At 61.4% G+C, this 20,715-nt stretch carries 20 protein-coding genes; 9 read left to right on the top strand and 11 right to left on the bottom strand.

Features of this window, described 5'->3' with window-relative positions; genetic code table 11:
* Nucleotides 1-18: 18 nt before the first annotated feature.
* The 4 genes from RA29_RS00285 to RA29_RS00270 form a co-directional block, all read right to left on the bottom strand.
* On the bottom strand, nucleotides 19-786 hold the full coding sequence (locus RA29_RS00285) for a glycerophosphodiester phosphodiesterase family protein (protein WP_039681813.1): 768 nt from the start codon (nucleotides 784-786) through the stop codon (nucleotides 19-21).
* The gene (locus RA29_RS00280; RefSeq protein ID WP_039681809.1) at nucleotides 783-1,241 is read right to left on the bottom strand and encodes a RidA family protein; all 459 of its coding nucleotides are present in this window, start codon (nucleotides 1,239-1,241) and stop codon (nucleotides 783-785) included. The genes RA29_RS00285 and RA29_RS00280 overlap by 4 nt, the downstream gene beginning before the upstream one ends.
* Nucleotides 1,242-1,308: 67 nt before the next feature.
* The gene (locus RA29_RS00275; protein ID WP_039681808.1) at nucleotides 1,309-2,610 is read right to left on the bottom strand and encodes an HlyD family type I secretion periplasmic adaptor subunit; all 1,302 of its coding nucleotides are present in this window, start codon (nucleotides 2,608-2,610) and stop codon (nucleotides 1,309-1,311) included.
* A complete protein-coding gene (locus RA29_RS00270; protein WP_241462520.1) occupies nucleotides 2,607-4,331 on the bottom strand; it encodes a type I secretion system permease/ATPase in 1,725 nt (574 codons plus the stop codon). Before RA29_RS00270 ends, RA29_RS00275 begins: the two co-directional genes overlap by 4 nt.
* Before the next feature lie 176 nt (nucleotides 4,332-4,507).
* Here RA29_RS00270 and RA29_RS00265 point away from each other — a divergent pair, with 176 nt between their 5' ends.
* Complete coding sequence (locus RA29_RS00265) at nucleotides 4,508-5,269, top strand: VacJ family lipoprotein (protein WP_052249377.1); 762 nt, start codon at nucleotides 4,508-4,510, stop codon at nucleotides 5,267-5,269.
* A 1-nt stretch (nucleotide 5,270) separates the two neighbouring features.
* On the top strand, nucleotides 5,271-5,861 hold the full coding sequence (locus RA29_RS00260) for an ABC transporter substrate-binding protein (protein ID WP_039681807.1): 591 nt from the start codon (nucleotides 5,271-5,273) through the stop codon (nucleotides 5,859-5,861).
* Nucleotides 5,862-5,955: 94 nt separating this feature from the next.
* On the opposite strand, the gene RA29_RS00255 is transcribed toward RA29_RS00260, so the two are convergent.
* A complete protein-coding gene (locus RA29_RS00255; protein ID WP_039681806.1) occupies nucleotides 5,956-8,121 on the bottom strand; it encodes a PBP1A family penicillin-binding protein in 2,166 nt (721 codons plus the stop codon).
* 251 nt (nucleotides 8,122-8,372) lie between these two features.
* Between RA29_RS00255 and RA29_RS00250 the strand changes: the two genes are divergently transcribed.
* Both RA29_RS00250 and RA29_RS00245 read left to right on the top strand, forming a co-directional pair.
* Entirely contained in the window at nucleotides 8,373-8,711 is a 339-nt protein-coding gene (locus RA29_RS00250) for a P-II family nitrogen regulator (protein ID WP_039681805.1), read from the top strand.
* 28 nt (nucleotides 8,712-8,739) lie between these two features.
* Nucleotides 8,740-10,050, top strand: coding sequence for an ammonium transporter (locus RA29_RS00245; protein ID WP_039681803.1), 1,311 nt, complete (start codon nucleotides 8,740-8,742; stop codon nucleotides 10,048-10,050).
* 510 nt (nucleotides 10,051-10,560) lie between these two features.
* Here RA29_RS00245 and RA29_RS00240 read toward each other — a convergent pair.
* The 5 genes from RA29_RS00240 to smpB form a co-directional block, all read right to left on the bottom strand.
* On the bottom strand, nucleotides 10,561-11,100 hold the full coding sequence (locus RA29_RS00240) for a hypothetical protein (protein WP_206540127.1): 540 nt from the start codon (nucleotides 11,098-11,100) through the stop codon (nucleotides 10,561-10,563).
* Nucleotides 11,101-11,222: 122 nt separating this feature from the next.
* Nucleotides 11,223-11,783, bottom strand: coding sequence for a shikimate kinase (locus RA29_RS00235; protein ID WP_052249376.1), 561 nt, complete (start codon nucleotides 11,781-11,783; stop codon nucleotides 11,223-11,225).
* 114 nt (nucleotides 11,784-11,897) lie between these two features.
* Nucleotides 11,898-13,079: an amino acid aminotransferase gene (locus RA29_RS00230; RefSeq protein WP_039681801.1), complete on the bottom strand. Its 1,182-nt coding sequence runs from the start codon at nucleotides 13,077-13,079 to the stop codon at nucleotides 11,898-11,900.
* A complete protein-coding gene (gene sseA, locus RA29_RS00225) occupies nucleotides 13,079-13,933 on the bottom strand; it encodes a 3-mercaptopyruvate sulfurtransferase (RefSeq protein ID WP_039681800.1) in 855 nt (284 codons plus the stop codon). Before sseA ends, RA29_RS00230 begins: the two co-directional genes overlap by 1 nt.
* A 124-nt stretch (nucleotides 13,934-14,057) precedes the next feature.
* A complete protein-coding gene (gene smpB, locus RA29_RS00220) occupies nucleotides 14,058-14,534 on the bottom strand; it encodes an SsrA-binding protein SmpB (protein ID WP_039681799.1) in 477 nt (158 codons plus the stop codon).
* A 111-nt stretch (nucleotides 14,535-14,645) separates the two neighbouring features.
* Here smpB and RA29_RS00215 point away from each other — a divergent pair, with 111 nt between their 5' ends.
* From RA29_RS00215 to RA29_RS00205, 3 genes are all read left to right on the top strand, one after another.
* Entirely contained in the window at nucleotides 14,646-15,317 is a 672-nt protein-coding gene (locus tag RA29_RS00215) for an SGNH/GDSL hydrolase family protein (RefSeq protein WP_039681798.1), read from the top strand.
* 207 nt (nucleotides 15,318-15,524) lie between these two features.
* Nucleotides 15,525-16,076: a septation protein IspZ gene (locus RA29_RS00210; RefSeq protein ID WP_039681797.1), complete on the top strand. Its 552-nt coding sequence runs from the start codon at nucleotides 15,525-15,527 to the stop codon at nucleotides 16,074-16,076.
* Between the two features lie 146 nt (nucleotides 16,077-16,222).
* Nucleotides 16,223-16,960: a leishmanolysin-related zinc metalloendopeptidase gene (locus RA29_RS00205; RefSeq protein WP_052249375.1), complete on the top strand. Its 738-nt coding sequence runs from the start codon at nucleotides 16,223-16,225 to the stop codon at nucleotides 16,958-16,960.
* A 3-nt stretch (nucleotides 16,961-16,963) separates the two neighbouring features.
* On the opposite strand, the gene RA29_RS00200 is transcribed toward RA29_RS00205, so the two are convergent.
* On the bottom strand, nucleotides 16,964-17,782 hold the full coding sequence (locus RA29_RS00200; protein WP_039681795.1) for a sulfotransferase family protein: 819 nt from the start codon (nucleotides 17,780-17,782) through the stop codon (nucleotides 16,964-16,966).
* Nucleotides 17,783-17,924: 142 nt separating this feature from the next.
* On the opposite strand from RA29_RS00200, the gene RA29_RS00195 reads away from it, so the two are divergent.
* Together RA29_RS00195 and RA29_RS00190 are read left to right on the top strand one after the other, a co-directional pair.
* Entirely contained in the window at nucleotides 17,925-19,502 is a 1,578-nt protein-coding gene (locus RA29_RS00195; RefSeq protein WP_039681792.1) for a DUF5928 domain-containing protein, read from the top strand.
* A gap of 45 nt (nucleotides 19,503-19,547) precedes the next feature.
* Nucleotides 19,548-20,666 carry an RNA methyltransferase gene (locus RA29_RS00190; RefSeq protein WP_039681791.1) on the top strand — a complete coding sequence of 373 codons (1,119 nt, stop codon included), beginning with the start codon at nucleotides 19,548-19,550 and terminating at the stop codon, nucleotides 20,664-20,666.
* The last annotated feature ends 49 nt before the right edge of the window (nucleotides 20,667-20,715 follow it).

Raw genomic sequence — 20,715 nt, 5'->3', positions numbered from 1 at the left:
TAGCGCGCGGGCCGCGCTTCAACCGGGATGGGGGGCGAGGTAGCCCTCGAACGTGATATTTTGCGCGACCTTGCGCGCTTGGGCCTCTTGAGCGGGCGATCTGACAGTCCAGCAGAGAATGTTTGCGCCTTGGGCTTTGAGGTCGGCCACGCGGGCACGAGCGAGGTCTGCGACCTCGTGGCTGATGAAGGAGGCGCCGACCCTGTCGTAATCCGGGATGTCGCGCAGGTGGTCGCGGGTGGTTTGGTTGAGGGGCCAGTCCCCTTCGGCATAAGCGCTTGTGACGATGCCGCGGGGGATATCGGGGCAGAGGTCCGCCATGCGCGCGACGCTGTGCGGGTTGAAGGACATCATGGCGACGGGGCCTGTGTAGCCTGTCAGCGCGTCTGCCGTGGCCTGTTCCAGCGGGCCGATGACGTCACCCATGGCGCCATCCTGATCCTTGATCTCGATCAGCAGGGGGACTTGGCCCGCCACGATCTCAAGCACTTCGGTCAGGGTCGGAATGCCCTCATCGCCGCCTTTCAGCGGCGTCTTCGTGAGTGTCCCCGCGGGGACAATGCGGATTGGTCCTGTGCCTTTGGCCAGACGGTCGAGGGCATAGTCGTGGAACACCATCGCCTGATTGTCGGCACTGAGTTGCAGGTCAATCTCGATGCCGTAGCCATGCGCGATGGCCGCGCGGATGGCGGCGCGGCTGTTTTCCGGACGGCCATCGGTCACGTCATGCAGCGCCCGGTGCGCGAGCGGCGCACCGAGGAAGGCGTCGGGCAGTCGGGGGGTCATTTGATCTGGAAGATGCCTTCGATTTCGACCGCGACGCCGAGGGGCAGGGCCGCGGCAGACACGGCGGAGCGGCTGTGGCGGCCTGCATCGCCCAGCGCTTCGACCAGGAAGTCTGAAGCGCCGTTGATGACCTGCGGCTGGTTGGTGAAGTCGGCGGTGGAGTTGACGAAGCCGGTCAGTTTGACCACGCGGACGAGGCGGTCGAGATCGCCACCGCACGCGGCTTTGACCTGAGCGAGCAGGCTGATGGCGCAGGTCTTGGCGGCGGCGGCGCCTGCTTCGACCTCCATGTCATGGCCTAGCTTGCCTGTGATCAGCCCATCCGGCCCGTTCGAAATCTGGCCCGAGACATAGACGATGTCGCCCACCTGCACGAAGGGCACGTAATTGGCGGCAGGCGCGGGGGCGTCGGGCAGGGTCACGCCCAGTTCGGCAAGGCGGGATTCGATGGACATTGAACGGCTCCTTTTTGTCTGTTGCGCGGACGCTAGACCGCCCGCGCGGGACTGAAAAGGGCCGATGTCAGGATTCGCGGAACGCCCGGTTGAAGTAGTCGGCCACCGGTTTGACCAGATAGGCCAGCGGCGTGCGGTCGGCGGTGCGGATGAACGCCTCGACCGGCATACCGGGGACAAGGATCTGGTTTTCGTCCAATCTGTCTATCTCGCCCGGGCTCAGCACAATCTCGGCCCGGTAGTAGCTGATGCCAACGGCCTCATCCTCAAACGCGTCGGCAGAGACAAGGACCACTTCGCCGATGAGTTCGGGGGTGGTGCGCTGGTCGAGGGCAGAAAAGCGCAGGTTCACCGACTGCCCAGCCACGATCTGGTCGATGTGGATCGGATCGACACGGGCAGCAATGACCAAGGGGCGGTCCTGCGGGATCAGGAACAGCACGGGATCGGCCGCCCGCACAACCGAGCGAGGGGTTTGCACACGCATGTTGTAGACGATGCCCGACACAGGCGCGCGGATTTCCATGCGCTCAATGTCGGTGAGCAGAGACTGGCGCTGTTCGATCAATTCCAACTCACGCGCGCGCAGGTCGCGGAGCATGGTGATCGCTTCCTCGCGCCGGGTGGAGTTGAGGCGTAGCACCTCGATCTCGATCTCGGTGATGCGCTGTTCGGACTGTGCCTTGGACGCGGCCAATTCGCCGATCTGCCCGTCGAGCGAGGCCTGCTGCCGTTGCAGGGCCAACACGCCAGACGCCTGCGTGAGACCACGTTCAAGCAAGCTTTCTTGTGCCGCGAGTTCCTGTTCGATCAGTTCAAGCTGGCGGCCAAGGGACGCTTCCTGCGCTTCAATCCCCTTGATCTGATTGCGCGTCTGGGCTGCACGCTCGGCCAGTTGTTCGGTCTGTCTTTCGATCGACTCGCGGCGCGCATGAAACAGGTTTTCCTGCCCAGTGATCAGTTCCTGCACGTCGGGCCAATCCTTGGCGACGGCCAGAACCTCTTCTTCGAAGGTGATCACGTTCTGCTCATCGCGCTCGGCTTCCAAACGACCGCGGCGGGCCATAAATTCGTAAAGCTGGCTTTCAACGATGGCGAGGCTGGACTGCATTTGCGCGACGTCGAGTTGGATCAAAAGGTCGCCAGCATCGACGCTGTCGCCTTCCTTAACCGCGATTTCGGACACAATGCCGCCGGTAGAATGCTGCACAATCTGGCGGTTCTGGTCGACTTCGATCCGACCGGAGGCGATAACCGCGCCTGCGATCTCGGTGAGCGTGGCCCAGGCTGCCACCCCGCCTAGCAAACCGAAGAGGCCGAAGAACCCGATAATCAGAGGTGTGGTCGCGGACCAGCGTTTCTCGCTCATGTCACGCCTCCTGCACTGGCTGGCGCAGTTTGGATTTGTTGGTGGTTCTTGACCATGGATTTCAGCACCTCGTCCTTGGGGCCAAACGCCGTCCGCACGCCACCATCAATGACCAACAGCAGGTCGCATTCCTGAATGGCGGCAGGCCGGTGCGCCATGATGATGACTGAGCGCCCGTCTGCCTTTGACGCGCGGATCGCCTTGTTAAGTGCCATGGTTCCTTCGTTGTCGAGGTTCGAGTTGGGTTCATCCAGCACAAGGATGACCGGATCGTTGTAAAGCGCGCGGGCAAGGCCGATGCGCTGTATCTGGCCACCTGAGAGGCGTTGCTGACCCGCATTGATTCTCGTGTCGTACCCGTCGGGCAACTCCAGGATCATGCGATGCGCGTCTGCTTTCTGTGCGGCAGCGACCACTTTTTCATCATCCGGTTCGGTGGACAGACGCGCAATGTTTTCGGCAATCGTGCCGTCGAACAGCTGCACCCGCTGCGGCAGATAGCCTATGTGCGTGCCAAGGACTTCGGGTGCGTACTGATCGAGCGCCGCTGCATCAAGGCGGATCGATCCGCCTGCTGGGCGCCACACGCCGGTGAGGCATCGCGCAAGGGTGGATTTGCCTGCTCCGGACGGGCCGATGACACCCATGGCGTGGCCCGGCGGAAGGTCGAAGTTGAGGCTGCGCAGCGCGGCCGAAGTTTCGCCGGGCGGCACGACGATCAATGACTTGGCCACAAGCCTGGCCTTGGGTTTGGGCAATGCCGTGCGCGGCTGTTCGGGGGGCACCGCGCCAAGAAGCTCGGCAAGGGCCGACCACCCCTTGATCGCGCGCTGCACCACAGGCCATTGCGTCAGCATTAGTTCGATGGGCGCCAATGCCCGACCCAGAAGGATCGAACCTGCGATCATGGCACCCGGCGTCATTTGGTTCTGCAGCACAAGATAGGCCCCGAGCCCCAGCATCGCGCTTTGCAAAAACAGGCGCAGCGTCTTGGTCAGGGATGTGAAGCCACCCCCCACATCGGTGGCCTTGATCTGCTCGTCGAGGGCAACGCCACGGGCCTTTTGCCAGCGGTCAAAGGCAGCGCCGCGCATCCCCATGGCCTGCACCATCTCAGCCTCGACCCGAAGCTGATCAGACATGGAGGACGCCACTTGCCCTGCCTGACCCGCCTTTTGTTGTGGCAGGCGTGACAGAAGCTGGTTGGCCAGCGCAATCAGGATCAGAAGCGTACCACCCGCAAGCGCCAAGAACCCCAACCAGGGATGAAACATAAAGATCGCAGCGATAAAGATGGGCGTCCATGGCAGGTCGAAAAACGCCATCAGAACCGGCGACGTGATGAACCGCTGCACCGCTTCGAGATCGGCGAGACCGGTCTGCGTCCGCAGATCAGGTGCGACGGCCGACTTGCGGACAACGGCATCGAAGACTCGCCGGTCCAGATCGTTCTGGAACCGCGCTCCGACCCGCGCCATGACCCGGCTGCGAGTGAAGTCGAGAATACCCATGATGCCGTACAAGAATACGACCAACAGCGAGAGCGCGATCAGCGTTTCCTCGCTGCGGCTGCCAAGCACGCGGTCATAGACCTGCAGCATGTACATAGGGCCGGTCAGCATCAGCAGGTTTGCGAAGAGGCTGAACAAGCCAACGGCCCAGTACAGGCCCCGGCTCTTGCGCCTTACGGATCGCAGTTCCGCATGTCCCCGCTTTGTCATGTCATTTTGCATCGGCATCAATTCGCTTGTCTGCTGCTCAAATTTGTTTTCTGTCTACGATCGAGTATTTTGCGTGTCGCGCAAGTGCCACATGTACAAGGATACACTTTCGGCGCTATGGGCATTTAGGACAACACCATTAATTACACGTCGTAAATATCCAGCGGAGATTTGCTTTGTCTCTTTTTTATCGCGCCCGGAATGCCGCATTCTTATTGCTGGCAGCTGGGCTGCTCGCCGCGTGTGCGGCTTCTGATCAGCGCCTGGCGCAACCAGACGGGATAAATGACCCGTATGAACGCCAGAATCGTAAGGTTCATGCGTTCAACCGTGGCCTTGACCGCGCATTGGTGCGCCCCGCCGCCATCGGGTACTCGTCGGTGCTGCCGGACGAGATCGAAGACAGCGTGAGCAATTTCGCGCGCAATCTGGGTGAGCCATCGGTTGTCGTAAACAGCCTGCTGCAAGGTGATCTGGAAGGTGCGGGCATTTCGACCGTTCGCTTTATGGCAAACTCGGTTCTTGGCATTTTTGGCCTGTTCGATGTCGCATCCGACTTCCAACTGCCGCCGCACGATACCGATTTTGGCGAAACGCTGTTTGTTTGGGGCGTCGGCGAAGGTGCCTATCTTGAACTTCCCCTTCTTGGGCCATCGACGGCCCGTAACACGACCGGCAAGGTCGTTGACCTGTTCACCAACCCGCTGAGCTATATGGTGGACAGCCCGGAACAGTATTACGGAACGGTCGCTGCGGCAGCTTCCGGCCTGTCCCGGCGCGGCCGGTTTACCGATACTGTCGATTCCATTCTATATGAGAGTGCTGACAGCTACGCCCAGGCACGTTTGATCTGGCTACAGAACCGACGGTTCGAGTTGGGTGACACCGGTGCGGCTGCAGAGATTGACCCGTTTGCCTTGGACACCGAGGGATTTTGACATGAACAGACGTTTTTTCCTGGCAACCGGCACCAGCTTTGCCGCGTTTGCGCCTGCACTGCCGGCCTTTGCTCTGAACGAAGCAGGCGCCAAGCAGCTGATCAACTCGCTGGTCGGCGACATCAACAACGTCATCGGCTCGGGCAAGGGCGAGAGCGCGATGTTCCGGGATTTCGAGCGCATCTTTGCCCGTTACAGCGACACCTCCTACATCTCGGCCTACGCCATGGGTGTGGATGGCCGCCGCGCCAGCAACGCGCAGAAGCGCGCATTTTCGAATGCGTTCCAAGGGTACATCGCCCGCAAATATGGCCGTCGCTTCCGCGAGTTCATCGGCGGACGGCTGGAAGTGAAGGGCGTGCGTCAAGTCAAGAACTGGTTCGAGGTCGAGACCACGGCGTTTCTGCGTGGTGAGTCGCCCTTTGCCGTGACCTTTCATGTGTCGAACCGGTCCGGACGCGACCTGTTCTTCAATATGTTCATCGAAGGCGTGAACCTGCTGCTGACCGAACGGACAGAGATTGGCGCGCTGATCGACCGCAATGGCGGCAATATCGACGCCATGATCGCCGATCTCAAAAATCTGGGCTAAATCGCCAGACTCCGCTCTGTGAGTTCAGTTCGGACATGAATGCGCTACGAAAGATCGCGAAGTCGATAAGATTTCGCGCCCTTGCACACTGAGCCTACCGATCGCGGCCACCCCCCAATATGTCGCGGAGCAGCGTCTCGATCAGACCTTCCGTGGTGCGGGGCACTTCGGGTTGGCGCGACTGTGGTGCCTGCTGGGCGGGAGTCTGCGCCTGGCGTACGGCCCGTTCTGGCACTTGCAGAGGCAACGGGCGTGGGGACATGCCCTCGTGGACGCGCGCCATGGTTTCGCGCCAGATTTCTGTCGGGAGCCCGCCCCCGGTGACGCCTGTGAGCGGCGTATTGTCATCATACCCCATCCAGACGCCTGCCACGTAGTCTGCTGTAAAGCCGATAAACCAGGCATCTCTGGCCGCTTGCGTCGTTCCCGTCTTGCCCGCAATTTGCCAGCCGCCGAATTGAGCCCGCTGACCGGTGCCCTCGCTCACGACCTTTTCCATCATCCAGATAAGCTCTTTGGCGGCCCCCTCCTGTATGACACGCTCGCGAATGCCGCCGCCTGTGCCCATCAGCGGCTCACTGTCACCACGCAAGCGCAGGTCGATCAGCCCGTAGGGCGTGACCGACGAGCCGCCATTCAGAATTCCCGCATAGGCGCCTGTCATATCGAGAAGTGTACTTTCGGACGCGCCAAGCGCCAGCGCCGGTCCGTCGGCCATCGCGCCATCGATCCCGAAGTCAGTGGCAACACGGCGCACCAAATCCCGCCCCATACTCTCGGACACCTTAACGGCTGGAATGTTCAACGAGTCCGCGAGAGCCTTGGTGAGCGTGACGCGGCCCGAATAGGTATTTGTGTAGTTGCGAGGCGACCAGCGACCGGACCCAGGAATATCGAGGGTGAGCGGTTCGTCATCTACGAAATCGAGCGGTGAATACCCCAGTTCCAAGGCCGCAGCGTAGACAAAGGGTTTGAATGCCGATCCCGTCTGTCGTTGCGCCTGGATCGCCCGGTTGAATACGCCCGCCACCTGTGTTTCGCGTCCGCCGACCATGGCGCGCACAGCGCCATCTGCGCTCATCACCACGATGGCAGCCTGGGCTTTCGATCCTTCACGCACCTTGGTTTCAAACACCTGTTTCAGCGCGTCTTCGGCGGCGCGTTGCAGGCGCTGATCCAGCGTCGTGCGGATGATCACGTCTTCAGTTGTGTTGCGGGTGAAGAACTCCGGCCCCGTCGACATCACCCAGTCGGCAAAGTACCCGCCCGCGTTGCGCCGCGCAGCGGGTGACAGGCTGGCCGGGTTCTCCTGCCATTGCGCAACCTCTGCGCGCGACAGATATCCCTGCTCGCCCATCAGGCGCAGCACGGTCGCTGCTCGGTCGCGCGAACGCTCTAGGTTCGATGTAGGCGCCAGGCGCGAGGGCGCCGTCAGAAGGCCCGCAAGCATCGCCCCTTCGGCAGGCGTTAGCGTGGCGGCAGGTTTGCCGAAATAGCGTTGTGCCGCAGCCTCGGCCCCATAGGCGCCCGCGCCCATATAGGCACGGTTCAGATAGATCGAGAGGATCTCTTCCTTGGAATACTTTGCCTCCATCGCCATCGCATAGACGGCTTCCTTGGCCTTGCGCTGAAGCGAACCTCGGCGGCAGTCGGAGACATAGGCTGCCTCGGATTCCCATTCGGCAGGATCGTATACCACACCAAGGCAGAGCAGCTTTGCCGTCTGCTGTGTGATCGTTGAGCCGCCATGCCCCTGCAGCGGACCGCGCCCTTCGCGCAGGTTGATGCGCACGGCGCTGGCAACGCCCCGCGGGCTGACGCCGAAATGGCGGTAGAACCGCCTGTCCTCGATCGCGATCACCGCATTTTTGAGGCCAGGCGACACGGTGCTGGCCATGACGACGCCGCCGAACTGGTCGCCACGCCAAGCAAATCGGTTCCCTTCACCGTCCAGCAGTGTCACCGAGCCGCGCGCGCGTCCGTCGAGCAGTTCATCTACGTCAGGCAGCGTGGTCCAGAAATAGCCAACGGCCAAGGCAATCCCTGCCGCAACCGTCAGACCAACCCGCCACGTGATCCACCACACGAGGCGCAGTATCCACTTGAACAAACGCACAAAGATATTGCGTGAAGGCTTGCGGGCGGGCGCCTTGCGAAGCTTCGCCGGTGCCTTGCGGGCCGCTGGCTTGGCCGTCTTCTTTTTTTTTGGATAGCGACGGTCCGCCACCAAGGGGCGCTTGCCCTTTCTTGAATCACTCATTGACGACCCCTGCCCGGCCTTTTGTTTGCGCCAGTTTATCCGTTTTGACGGGGTTTGCCACGCCCTGCGCGCGCTTCGTTAACGATTCCTAAACGCTTATAAATTATGCAAATGCGCCAATTTGCGCATTTTTTATGCACACGGCGGTGCATCGCCAGTGTGAATCTTTGAGCAAATCTTTGCCGTTTGGACCCTTTGCTTTCTGTTCCCCGCATATCGCAGGGCGACCTGCCAACGTAAGGGGACATGTGGTGAAACTCATCATTGCTACGATCAAACCGTTCAAGCTGGAGGAGGTTCGCGAAGCGCTGACCGAGGCCGGTGTGCGCGGCATGATGGTCACGGAAATCAAGGGCTTCGGCTCGCAATCGGGGCACACGGAAATCTATCGCGGTGCGGAATACGCGGTGAACTTCGTGCCGAAGGTCAAGATCGAGATCGTGGTCGCCGCCTCCATGGCGGATCAGATCGTCGAAACCATCACCAAAACCGCCCAGACGGGCAAGATCGGGGACGGCAAGATCTTTGTTCTCGACGTCCAGCAGGCCGTGCGTGTCCGCACCGGCGAAACCAACGAAGACGCTATCTAAGCGCGCCATCAAAGGGAAAACACGCACAATGAAACTCACGAAATCTCTTATTGCCGGCGCGGCGCTGACCGCATTGCCGACGCTGGCGCTGGCGCAAGACGCCGCCCCGGGCTTTGACGAGATCGGCCCCTACATCATGACCACCCTGCTGTTCTGCATGGCAGGCTTCCTGGTCTTCTTCATGGCGGCCGGTTTTGCCATGCTCGAAGGTGGTCTGGTCCGTTCCAAGAACGTGACCATGCAGATGACCAAGAACATCGGTCTCTTCTCGATCGCGGCCATCATGTACTGGCTGGTTGGTTTCAACACGATGTACCCCGGTGACTTCAACGGTTACTTCGCCCTTGGCGGTCAAACCGTGCTGGATCCCGTGGGTGTCGCAGCCGCTGATGCCGCACTGGACTACGCATCCATCGGCTCTGACTTCTTCTTCCAGCTGGTGTTTGTTGCGGCCACCGCATCCATCGTTTCGGGTGCCCTGGCCGAGCGTATCAAACTGTGGCCCTTTCTGATCTTTGTCGTTGTTTTGACTGGCTTTATGTACCCGATCTCGGGCTCCTGGCAGTGGGGCGGCGGCTGGTTGTCCGAAGCCGGTTTCTCCGACTTTGCTGGCTCAACCGTCGTGCACTCCGTGGGTGGCTGGGCCGCTCTGGCCGGTGCCATCGTGCTGGGTCCGCGTCTGGGCAAATACAAGGACGGCAAGGTCAACCCGATGCCGGGTTCCAACCTCGCCCTCGCCACTCTGGGGACATTCATCCTGTGGCTGGGTTGGTTCGGCTTCAACGGCGGTTCGCAGCTCGCAATGGGCACCGTGGGTGACGTATCTGACGTGTCACGCATCTTTGCCAACACCAACATGGCGGCGGCTGCCGGTGCTGTCACAGCGCTCATCCTGACGCAGGTTCTATACAAAAAACCTGACCTCACCATGGTGCTGAACGGCGCGCTGGCAGGCCTTGTTTCGATCACGGCTGAGCCGCTTGCACCCACGCTGTTCGGTGCGCTTTGGATCGGTGCCATCGGTGGTGTGATCGTTGTCTTTGCTGTGCCATTCCTCGACAAGCTGAAGATCGACGACGTTGTTGGTGCGATCCCGGTCCACCTGTTTGCAGGCATCTGGGGCACCATTGCCGTTGTGTTCTACAACTCCGACGCATCGCTCGGCACGCAGATCACAGGTATCATCGCTTACGGCGTGTTCACCTTCGTCGCGTCGCTGGTTCTGTGGTTCATCCTCAAAGCTGTTGTCGGCATCCGTGTCGGCGAAGAGGAGGAGATCGCGGGCCTCGACATGTCGGAAATGGGCATGGAAGCTTATCCGGATTTCTCGAAAGGCTGAGGCTCCTTCCTCTCAGTTAGAGAACCGACTGACCGGGCGTTCGCGCCCGGTCTTTTTGTTTTGTGACGGGGGCGTGCGGTGCGTTTACCCGCCTAGTGCAACACCCATCAGCGCACGTGCTTTGATTTGAAACTGCATGTTTTGGGCCGCAAACTGCGTGTTTTGCGGGGGACGACTTGGGCGTCTTTTGGGGCGGATTCCGGGAACTGCACATTTTGGAGCCGAAACTGCGCGTTTTCTCCCAGCGGTCGGACGGGTGCGGGTTAACGCAACGCATTTCGCTGGAAATTTGTGCACCGTTTACGGATTGGTAAGGGACATGTTGCGAATATGAGGGCTGTATGGCTCTCTGACACGGTCCGATTTTGCGATTGCGCGACGCGCAAAATTACCGGGTGAGCGCACCGCATCACGCGAAGAAATGCCCGCTCAGATGGTGCAATATGTCGGCCTGCCCAGGTGAGCCGGTGACCGGCATAGTATGAAGCCCAAGCTGATCACAATCCGCCTCTACACGGGTCGTAAACAGCGCGTCGCGTGCCAGCAGATTGGCAAGCGCGCGTTCGGGATTGCTGGTGCGGTTCGGGATGTCCCATGTTGATCCCCGTGCGTCGAAGGCGCGGCGGCGGAAGGCCGCGGTGGGCAGGAGCCAGAGCGCGTGTTGCGGGTCCGACAGGAGGGGCGCGACCAGGGGCGGAAGCCTTCGACAATGACCGGTGTGTCGCGGGGCAGCGCGAGGAGGTCCTGCACGATCAGGTCAAACCCTTCGCCCGCGAACCAGTGGAAGCTGTCCAGCATCTCCTCCGGTGGCCGGTTCACCCAGCGGTCGTCCATGCTCATCCGCTTGAAGGCGGCAAGGCGGGGGCAGCGATGCGCAGAACAGCGCGCGGCGTGATCCTGCATGGTGTCGTCGCTGGAATAGAGATGCGCGCAGTGGGTCTGCGCCAGTTCCCTCGCAAGCGTCGTTTTGCCTGCGCCGCTGCCGCCGCCCAGCCAGCGGATGTGGGACAGGGCGGCGCGGAGATGATCGGGAGAATTTGGGCGGCGCATTGTGGCGTCGTAGCAGACCTCGGAAGGCGTATAGTCAACCTTTTCATGTATCGTGTCCCGTGCACTGGTCTTTGCGCAAGGTCTGATTGGATCATGCGGACAGTGCGCGGGGATCGCGCACCCTACGGGTCCGGTTTGCCAAGTGCCGTATCGGCGTTAGAGATGCGCATAAATGTATCACGCGCCACCTCTTCCGGTCGTCCTTGTGAGACCACGATGTGATCCACGAGGGTCCGGTACACAGCCACGCGGGCCAGAAACTTTGGCCGCTCAATGGAGCGCTGCAGGTTGAAGCCTCGCCCGACTTGCCGGGCTGTTACGATGTCTGCACAACGCTCAATATCGTGATAAGGCAGTGGCATCACCGTATGACCGAGATCTTTGACGATCTGTCTGTTCTTCATCACTGTGTCATGTTCGGTCTCTGCGATCAGAAACCCCGATGACAGAGCGACAACGGCGGGCGAGGATCGGCCTGCGACGTGCTGAAGTAACAGATCTGCGTTCTGACGTACATAGGCGGCGTAGCCGTGTTGCCGAATGTAGCGACCGATATGTCCGATGCGGACCATGAACTCTTGGTCGAGGTCGACGAACTCCCGCCCGATGAGGCGCGCCAGAAACGGGCCGGTAGATGTTTTTCCGATCCCGCCGGGTCCGATGAGAAAGACGTGCTTTTCCATGCGGGGTTTTCTCGGATAATCGGACCCGTTCGCGATGTAGATCACGCGGATGGTGCGCGAGGACCGCACACCCTACAGGGTGGTGTACGGTGCGCCTTCACGGCGCACCTTGGGTCAGACCCCAGCCTTAACGATTGCTTCGGCCAGTACCGGCACTGTTTGGGCGTTGAGCCCTGCGATGTTCAGGCGGCTGTCGCCGACCATGTAGATGCCGCTTTCTTCCCGCATCTTCACCACCAGTTCGGGTGCCGCGCCCAGGCGCGAGAACATGCCCCGATGTTCCGCGATAAAGCCGAAGCGGTTGGAGCCGGAGCGGGTCTCCAGTTCCTTGGCGAGTTGTTCGCGCAAGCCCAGCATGCCGGTCCGCATCTCTTCCAGCTCGGCCATCCAGTCGGCGCGCAGGGCGTCGTCGTTCAGGATCGTTGTCACCAGCCGCGCGCCGTGGTCGGGCGGGAAGGAGTAGTTCTGGCGGTTGAGGAAGTTAAGCGTGCCCTGAGCGATGCCCTTTTCGGTGCTGTTTGCGACCATCATCAGGATGCCGGTGCGCTCGCGGTAGATGCCGAAGTTTTTCGAGCAGCTGGCCGCGATCAGGCATTCTGGCACGGCTGAGGCGACCTTGCGCGTGCCTGCGGCGTCCTCCTCCAGACTGTCGCCAAAACCCTGGTAGGCGATGTCGATCATGGGCGTGGCACCGGTGTCGTGCAGAACCTTGATCACCTCGTCCCATTGCGGGCCGGTCAGGTTGGCGCCCGTGGGGTTGTGGCAGCAGCCGTGCAGGAGGATCAGGTCGCCCTTCTTCGCCTGTTTCAGATCTGCGATGAGGCCGTCGAAGTCGACGCCGCGCGTGTCGTCGTCGAAATAGCGGTAGAGCACGGTTTCGAGGCCGAGATAGTCGAGGATGGACAGGTGGTTCGGCCATGTGGGGTTCGACACGAAAACGCGCCCGCCGGGGCTGGCCATCTTGAACAGTTCGAAGGCCTGGCGCACAGCACCCGTGCCGCCCGGTGTGGCGACCGAGTTCACCGCGTCGCGGGGCAGCGCTTCGCCAAGCACCAGCTTGACCATGGCGTCGTTGAAATCGGGCGCACCGGCGAGGCCGACATAGGACTTGCTGTCTTGGGTTTCCCAGACCCTTTGCTCCGCCGCTTTGATCGCGCGCATGACGGGCGTGTTGCCCGAGGCGTCCTTGTAGACGCCGACGCCGAGGTCCACCTTCGCCTCACGCGGGTCCTCGCGGTACATTTGCATCAGCATCAGGATGCCGTCGGGTTTCTGGGCTTTGAGGGATTCGAACATCAGGCCTCTCCGGTTGCGACGGGGACCATGGGCGACATGCCCCATTCGGCCCAACTGCCGTCATATAGCGACCAGCTGTCGTGTCCCATGCGTTCGAGCGCGAGGGCGAGGATTGCGGCGGTGATACCTGAGCCGCAGCTGGTGATGATGGGTTTTTGCAGGTCCACGCCCGCCGCTTCGAATACGGCGCGGGTGTCGGCGGGGGATTTCATCGTCTTGTCGTCATTGAGGAGCGTGTCGTAGGGCACGTTGCGCGAGCCTGGGATGTGGCCGGGGCGCATGCCTTCGCGTGGTTCCGGCGCTTCACCCTTGAAGCGGGCGGCGGCGCGGGCATCGACCACTTGGGTGGAGCCGAGTTTGGCCGCCTGGCTGACTTGGGTGACGTCGCGGACGAGGTGGTTTTGGAAGCGGGCTGTGAGGTGGCGGTCCTTGATCACGGGGGCCATGTCTTCGATAGCGCGCCCTTCGGCATGCCATTTGGGGAAACCGCCGTCGAGCACGGCGACGTCGCGGTGGCCCATCAGGCGAAAGAGCCACCAGACGCGGGCTGCAGACAACAGACCAGCGCCGTCGTAGACAACGACCTGATGCCCGTCACCCACACCCATGGCGCGCATGCGGGACATGAATTTCTCGGGCGGAGGTGCCATGTGCGGCAGGTCCGAGCGGGCGTCGCTGATTTCGTCAATGTCAAAGAACCGCGCGCCGGGGATATGGGCGGCTTCGTATTCTGCGCGGGCGTCGCGGCCTGCGTCGGGCAGATACCAAGAGGCGTCGAGAATCCGCAGGTCCGGGTCCTTGATATGGGCGGCGAGCCAGTCCGTGGAAACGAGTGTGCGTGGATCATCGGACATGGGTGAGTCCCCTCGGGCGACAAAAAACGCTTGTTCGTACCGCTGTGGGGGCCGCCGTTCAAGGGGCTCTGCCCCTCGCGTTGCGCGCTCACCCCGGGATTTTTTGGAAACAGGGAAGGGGACGTCAGCCGCGTTCCTTGAGAAGCCGCTGTTTCTGGCGGTTCCAGTCGCGTTTCGCGGAGGTGTCGCGCTTGTCGTGCAGCTTCTTGCCCTTGGCGATACCGATCTTTAGCTTGGCCATGCCCTTGTGGTTGAAATAGAGCACGATGGGCACCAGCGTCATGCCCTTGCGCTGGGTGGCGTTCCAGAGGTTCGACAGTTCCTTGCGGCTGACCAGCAGTTTGCGCGGGCGCCGTTCCTCGTGTTTGAAGGATTTCGCCTGGTCGTAGGGGGCGATGTAGGAGTTCACCAGCCACAACTCGCCATTGTCCACGTGGGCGTAGCTTTCGGCGATGTTGGCGCCGCCTGCGCGCAGGGATTTGACCTCGGACCCTTCAAGCACGATGCCGCATTCGAGGTCATCCTCGATCGCGTAGTCAAAGCGCGCGCGCCGGTTTTCGGCGGCGACCTTGTAGTTTGGGTCTGATTTTCCTTGCGCCATGGCATGCGCATGTAGGCGGTCGGGCGCATGCAAGCAAGGGGGCCGGTGTTTATGGAATGTTGGGATTCGCGTGTGTAGGGTGCCCATACGGGACGGATTGGAGCGAATGACATGCGGCTTTGGGTGGCCTTGATGGCCTGTGTCATGCTGTTGGCATGCGGTGAGCCGGTGCCGTCATCGGGTGCCGCGCGGATCATCGCGACGGGCGACAGTATGCTGGCGTGGAATGCCGCATCCAAGAAATCGGTAGCGTCGGAATTGGAGCGGCGACTGGGCACGCAAGTGATTGACCGATCCGTGGTCGGCGCGCGGTATCACTATGTCTTGCCGGTCAGCGGCAGTCTGGGCCTGCGTATTGGCAGTCAGTACCGGTCTGGTCCGTGGGACTGGGTTGTCATGAACGGGGGCGGCAATGATCTGTGGCTGGGCTGCGGGTGCCGCAAGTGCGAGGCGCAGCTTGATCGGCTGATCGCCGAGGACGGATCCTCCGGAACGGTTGTCACTGCGGTGAAGCGGGCACGGGCCGACGGCGCGCGGGTCGCCTATGTCGGGTATCTGCGCACGCCGGGGCGCGGGTCGATTATTGATCACTGCCGCACATTGGGTGACCGGTTCGAGGCGCGGCTGGCCCGCATGGCGGCGCGCGATGCGGGGGTGACGTTCGTGTCGGTGGCCGATCTGGTGCCGCATGGCGATCTGAGTTTTCACGACATCGACCGCATTCACCCCTCAGCCAAGGGCAGTGCGGCCATTGCCGCGCGGATTGCTGCCATCATCAGGTAGTCACAGTCCACATCAGGTCGTCGCGATGTATGCTGCGTGCCGTTCAGACCCCAGCATCCGTAAATTTTGGACGGGTGCGTATTCCATGCGCGCGGCGCGTTCTTAAATAATAAAACGGATTTCGGTCTTTCGCTGACCGCAGGTGTCGTCATCAGGCGCGCTACTGGCTGGCGTCATTGTCTTTGAGCGATTTGAGAGCAGGAATTTATGGACAAACGTCTGATCGTCGAATTTGCGCCGGGCATCGCCTTTGTCCTTGGAGACACGCTGGGAGGCATCTGGGTTGGGTCGGCCTTTGCCGCTGTCGCAACACTGATCGCTATTGTCCTGCGGTGGCGGTGGGATCAGAGCCTGCCGTGGCTCGCCATCTCGATTTTTTTCCTCACGGCGGTCATGGTCACGGCGGGGTTCTTTTTCAACGACACGGCCTTCGTCAAGATCAGCGCAACCGTGGGATCGCTGGTCTTTGCCGTGATTCTGGGCGTGGGGCTGTTTTTCAAGCCCAGCCTGGTCGAGCGGACGTTGGGCTACAAGATCAAGCTGGTCGATGAAGGGTGGCTGCTGCTGAACTACAGCTGGATCGGCATCACGCTGCTGCGCGCCGGTGCCAATGAACTGGTGTGGCGCAATGCGACCGACCGGGTGTGGGTGCTGTATAACGGCTTTTCCGACTTTGCCTGGTTCGCTTTGTTCTTTGCCGTCACTTGGGTGGTGGCGTGGGAATACTGGGACGAGGACGCAGAGGAAGAGGACGCCTAAGCGGTTCAATTTCCTGACATCCGGCAGGATTTGGCCAGTGCTGATCCCGCGTTTCGGCTGCGGGGTGCCGGTTTGCCGTCTGCCATTGGCACCCGGCCCATCGGTTCCAACATTGGATGGACCACTGACAAAATCGGAGCAGGATCATGATCACGCTGAGATTTGATGGACAATTGCCCACCGCCCGCCGCGCTGTGTTTGACCGCGCCGCCGAACGCTGGGACGCGGTGATGCAGACGGAGTTTGAGCCCGTCACCTTTGAGGGAGAGACCCTGAGCGGCGTGCGCATTGACGTGTCGGTGCGCCCCCTCGACGGGGCGAACGGGGTTTTGGGGCAGGCTGGCCCCACCGTGTTACGGCCCGACACCGAACTGCCGGTCGTGGGCATCATGGAATTTGACCAGGCCGATGTTGAAACGCTGGAGGCCGAGAACCGGTTCGAGGACGTGGTACTGCACGAGATGGCCCATGTGCTGGGCTTTGGCACGCTGTGGGCGCGCAAGGGGCTGATTGCGGGGACTGGCACAATGGACCCGCGCTTTGTCGGGCCGTCTGCGACGCGCGAGTTTGCCGATCTGGACCCCGCTGGCGGACAGGCCGTGCCGGTTGCCAACACCGGCGGCCCCGGCACGCGCGAAGGGCATTGGCGCGAGCTGGTGTTTGGCAATGAGTTGATGACCGGGTTTCTGTCGGGCGAGGTACGCCCGCTGAGCCGTCTGACGCTGGGGTCGTTCGAAGACCTTGGCTATGCCGTGGACTACGCGGCTGCGGACCCGTTTGACCTGCCTGAGTTCCGTGATCTGGCCAAGATGGGGATCACGGAGGCCGTGCGCGTCTGTGACCTGTGCCGCATGGGCCGGACCGAGCCTGTGCTGTTGAACTAGGGGTCAGTCGCCCAGTTTCTTGTGCACCTCGTCGAGGTCAATCTCACCCACGGGCATCTTGTTCGAGGGATCCTCGAAATCGTATTTGAAGAGGTCGAAGTCGCGTTTGTAGATTTCGTAGACGAGGTGCATGGACAGGTCGTCGAAGTAATCCTCGACAGGGTGGGCGCGTTTGGGCCCGTGTCCTTCGCTTTCGTTGAAGCGGGGGATGTCGGCGATGTTGACGGCGTGCGGCGTCTTGATCGCCTGCATCACCTCTTCCATGCCGTCGTTGAATTTCTCGGTCCAAATGATCTTGTCATAGCGGCCGCCGTTCACGATGAAGGTTGAGACGTGCCCTGACATCGCGGACCAGTGAATGTCCGGCTCCATCGGGCGGCGCCAGCGGATGGTGTCGCGCGCAAAGAGCAGGAAGCGGCGGAACGACTTGATCTGGTCGAACTCCTGTTTGCCGTCGTCGCCGCCCACCTCGATCCCGTATTTCTGGATCAGGAGCGGCACGAGGTTGCCGCGGTAGCGTTTGCCGTTGCGCTGGATGCCGCAGATCTTGTCAAAGAAGGACGACAAGATGCGGGTGTAGGGGTTGCGCACGCAGGTGAAGGCGTAGGAGCCGTGCGTTTTCACGTTGTCGGTGATGACCGGCTGGCTCGCTTCAAGCGCCCATTTGTGCATGCCGCCCTGGGCGTCGTGGATGTCGCCATCAAAGAATGCGCCATGGTCCGAGTAGAACATGATCTGACCGATGGTCGAACAGGCGCATTTGGGCACAACCCGATACACCACGCTTTCGCTTTCCGTCATCCAGGTGCCAGGGAAACCCATACGACTACTCGCCCTTTTTACTTGCAGTGCTCCGCGTCACTGGCTTGTCGCGCAAAAAAGCAAAGAAATCCTGTTTATTCAATCTCTGCTTAGCTTTATCACCGTAAACAATCGCATGTTGATCGGTGGTAAAGTTTCCTGAATGGCAAAGATCGCCTATATTCTGCTATGTCACAAGGACCCCGATGCCATCATCAAGCAAGCGGAGCGGTTGACTGCGGCGGGCGACTACATGTCGATTCATTTTGACGCGCGCGCCAATCCTGCGCATTTTGCCCAGATCACCAAGGCGTTGAAACACAACCCGAATGTCACCTTTGCCCATCGGCGTATCCGGTGCGGCTGGGGCGAGTGGAGCCTGGTGCAGGCCACCCTGTACGCTGTCGAAAGTGCGGTAGACGCGTTCCCGCGGGCGACGCATTTCTACATGCTGTCGGGCGACTGCATGGCGATCAAGAGCGCCGAATACACCCATCACTTTCTGGACGAAAACGACGCGGATTTTATCGAAAGTCTGGACTATTTCGACAGCGACTGGATCAAGACCGGCATGCGGGAAGAGCGGCTGATCTACCGCCACTTCTTTAACGAGCGCACCCAGAAGTGGCGGTTCTACACCAGCTACCGCCTGCAGGAGCGTTTTGGTCTGAAGCGGGAGATACCCGCCGATATCCAGGTGCAGATCGGCAGCCAGTGGTGGTGCCTGCGCCGTCGCACCATCGAGTGGGTTCTGGATTTCACCCGAGAGCGCAAGGATGTCATGCGCTTTTTCCGTACCACGTGGATCCCGGACGAGACGTTCTTTCAGACCATCGTGCGCCATGTCGTGCCCGAAGAGGAGATCCGCAGCCGCACGCTGACATTCCTGATGTTCACCGACTACGGTATGCCGGTGACCTTCTATGACGATCACTATGATCTGCTGCTGAGCCAGGATTTCCTGTTTGCCCGCAAGATCAGCCCCGAGGCCAAGGACCTCAAGCGTCGTCTTGGGTTGCTGTATGCGGCTGAAAACGTGCAATTCCAGATCTCGAACGAGGGGGCGAGCCTGTTCAAGTTCCTGACCGGCCGGGGCCGGATTGGGCGCCGCTTTGCCATGCGGTTCTGGGAGACCGAGAGCACCCTGGGCCGCAACCGCGAATTGCTGATCATCGTGTGCAAGAAGTGGCATGTGGCCAAGCGGTTGCTGGAGCGCATCCGGGTTATGACCAACGTGCCCGCCATCGAATACCTGTTCAACGAAGAGCACACCCCCCTGCCCGATCTGGGCGGTATCCAGAAGACACTGGAAAAGCGCACCCGCCACCGCCGCGCATTGATGCGGATGCTGTTTGACTATTTCGACACCGACCGGCTGATCGTATGTATGGACCCCGGCAATCTGGACCTGTTGCAGGACTTTGCTGGCGACCGCTCGATCACCCGTATTCTTGAGATTCAGTGTTCGTTTTCCGATGAATACCTGATTGGGCACGCCATGCGTGTCGGGCTGGCCGGAGAGCAGACGAGCACCGATACGCTGGACCGGTTGCTGCCCACCATCCGCCACGACATGACCTACGAATCCGACAGGCTTCGTGATGCGGATTTCGAGCATCTGTACCGGATGGAGGAGACCGCCGATCTGGACGACAATGCCGCCGCCCTGACCGGTTTCCTGAGCGTCGCCCCGGAAAAGGCGCGCGAGATCGCGGCGGTGGACTATCTGTTTGCCGACTGATCTGCACCTTTGCGGATCGAGGCAGGCGGCCCTATAGACGGCGCCATGTCCGACGAAACACCTGCCCCGATCTTTGCCATCACCCTGCCGGGGATGGAACAGACCCTCGCCGATGAGGCGCGGGAACATGGCTTTGACGTGGCCGATGTGGTGCCGGGCGGGGTCAGCCTGCGCGGCGGCTGGGCGGAGGTCTGGCGCGCCAATCTGGAGCTGCGGGGCGCCACCCGCGTGCTGTGGCGCATGGGGTCCTTCATGGCGTTTCATCTGGCACAGCTCGACAAGCGGGCGCGGAAGTTTCCGTGGGCCGATGTGCTGCGCCCGGACGTGCCCGTGCGGGTGGAGGTTGCCACCTCGCGCAAGTCCAAGATCTATCACGCAGGTGCGGCGACCAAGCGGATCGAGACGGCGTTGGTTGAGAGTGCCGGGATGACCGTGGCCGCAAATGCGCCTGTCACGCTTAAGGTGCGCATTGACGACAACCGGGTGACGATCAGCGTCGATACATCCGGCGAGCCGTTGCACAAGCGCGGGCATAAAGAGGCCGTGGGCAAGGCCCCTATGCGTGAGACGCTCGCCGCGCTGTTCCTGCGCCAGTGCGGATTTGACGGGTCGCAGCCGGTGTTCGACCCAATGTGCGGGTCTGGCACCTTTGTCATTGAGGCGGCCGAGATGGCGGCGGGCCTACAGGCGGGACGAGCGCGCGGCTTTGCCTTTGAGCAGTTGGCCGGGTTCGACGCCGATGCGGTGGCTGCGTTGCGGACATCTGACCGCCGGGGCGCACCTGAGGTGCGCCTTACAGGGTCGGACCGGGATCAGGGCGTGATCGCCATGGCGCGTGCCAATGCGGAGCGGGCTGGCGTCGCGGACCTTGTGTCATTCGAGACCGGGAATGCCGGGGAAATCACCCCGCCCGACGGGCCGCCGGGTCTGGTGATCGTGAACCCGCCCTACGGCGCGCGGATCGGGAACAAGAAGGCGCTTTACCCGGTTTATGGCCGGTTGGGGCAGGTTCTGGCCGAGCGGTTTTCGGGCTGGCGTGTGGGCATCGTCACCAGCGAGGCCTCACTGGCCAAGGCCACGGGGCTGCCGTTTCTGCCCGAAGGTCCGAGCATCGCCCATGGCGGTTTGCGTGTGAAGTTGTGGCGCACAGACCCGTTAGGATAGGCCCAGTTGCTTACCGGCCCTTCGGGGAGAGTTTATTTGGCAAGATGAA

The sequence above is a fragment of the Tateyamaria sp. ANG-S1 genome (assembly GCF_000814025.1).
Taxonomy (GTDB): Bacteria; Pseudomonadota; Alphaproteobacteria; order Rhodobacterales; family Rhodobacteraceae; genus Tateyamaria.
This window is presented reverse-complemented; position numbering and strand designations above follow the sequence as displayed.

Coding starts and splice junctions, on each gene's coding strand:
- RA29_RS00285 (WP_039681813.1), bottom strand. CDS start 786: ATGACCCCCCGACTGCCCGACGCCTTCCTCGGTGCGCCGCTCGCGCAC.
- RA29_RS00280 (WP_039681809.1), bottom strand. CDS start 1,241: ATGTCCATCGAATCCCGCCTTGCCGAACTGGGCGTGACCCTGCCCGAC.
- RA29_RS00275 (WP_039681808.1), bottom strand. CDS start 2,610: ATGAGCGAGAAACGCTGGTCCGCGACCACACCTCTGATTATCGGGTTC.
- RA29_RS00270 (WP_241462520.1), bottom strand. CDS start 4,331: ATGACAAAGCGGGGACATGCGGAACTGCGATCCGTAAGGCGCAAGAGC.
- RA29_RS00260 (WP_039681807.1), top strand. CDS start 5,271: ATGAACAGACGTTTTTTCCTGGCAACCGGCACCAGCTTTGCCGCGTTT.
- RA29_RS00255 (WP_039681806.1), bottom strand. CDS start 8,121: ATGAGTGATTCAAGAAAGGGCAAGCGCCCCTTGGTGGCGGACCGTCGC.
- RA29_RS00245 (WP_039681803.1), top strand. CDS start 8,740: ATGAAACTCACGAAATCTCTTATTGCCGGCGCGGCGCTGACCGCATTG.
- RA29_RS00240 (WP_206540127.1), bottom strand. CDS start 11,100: ATGCGCCGCCCAAATTCTCCCGATCATCTCCGCGCCGCCCTGTCCCAC.
- RA29_RS00235 (WP_052249376.1), bottom strand. CDS start 11,783: ATGGAAAAGCACGTCTTTCTCATCGGACCCGGCGGGATCGGAAAAACA.
- RA29_RS00230 (WP_039681801.1), bottom strand. CDS start 13,079: ATGTTCGAATCCCTCAAAGCCCAGAAACCCGACGGCATCCTGATGCTG.
- sseA (WP_039681800.1), bottom strand. CDS start 13,933: ATGTCCGATGATCCACGCACACTCGTTTCCACGGACTGGCTCGCCGCC.
- smpB (WP_039681799.1), bottom strand. CDS start 14,534: ATGGCGCAAGGAAAATCAGACCCAAACTACAAGGTCGCCGCCGAAAAC.
- RA29_RS00215 (WP_039681798.1), top strand. CDS start 14,646: ATGCGGCTTTGGGTGGCCTTGATGGCCTGTGTCATGCTGTTGGCATGC.
- RA29_RS00210 (WP_039681797.1), top strand. CDS start 15,525: ATGGACAAACGTCTGATCGTCGAATTTGCGCCGGGCATCGCCTTTGTC.
- RA29_RS00205 (WP_052249375.1), top strand. CDS start 16,223: ATGATCACGCTGAGATTTGATGGACAATTGCCCACCGCCCGCCGCGCT.
- RA29_RS00200 (WP_039681795.1), bottom strand. CDS start 17,782: ATGGGTTTCCCTGGCACCTGGATGACGGAAAGCGAAAGCGTGGTGTAT.
- RA29_RS00195 (WP_039681792.1), top strand. CDS start 17,925: ATGGCAAAGATCGCCTATATTCTGCTATGTCACAAGGACCCCGATGCC.
- RA29_RS00190 (WP_039681791.1), top strand. CDS start 19,548: ATGTCCGACGAAACACCTGCCCCGATCTTTGCCATCACCCTGCCGGGG.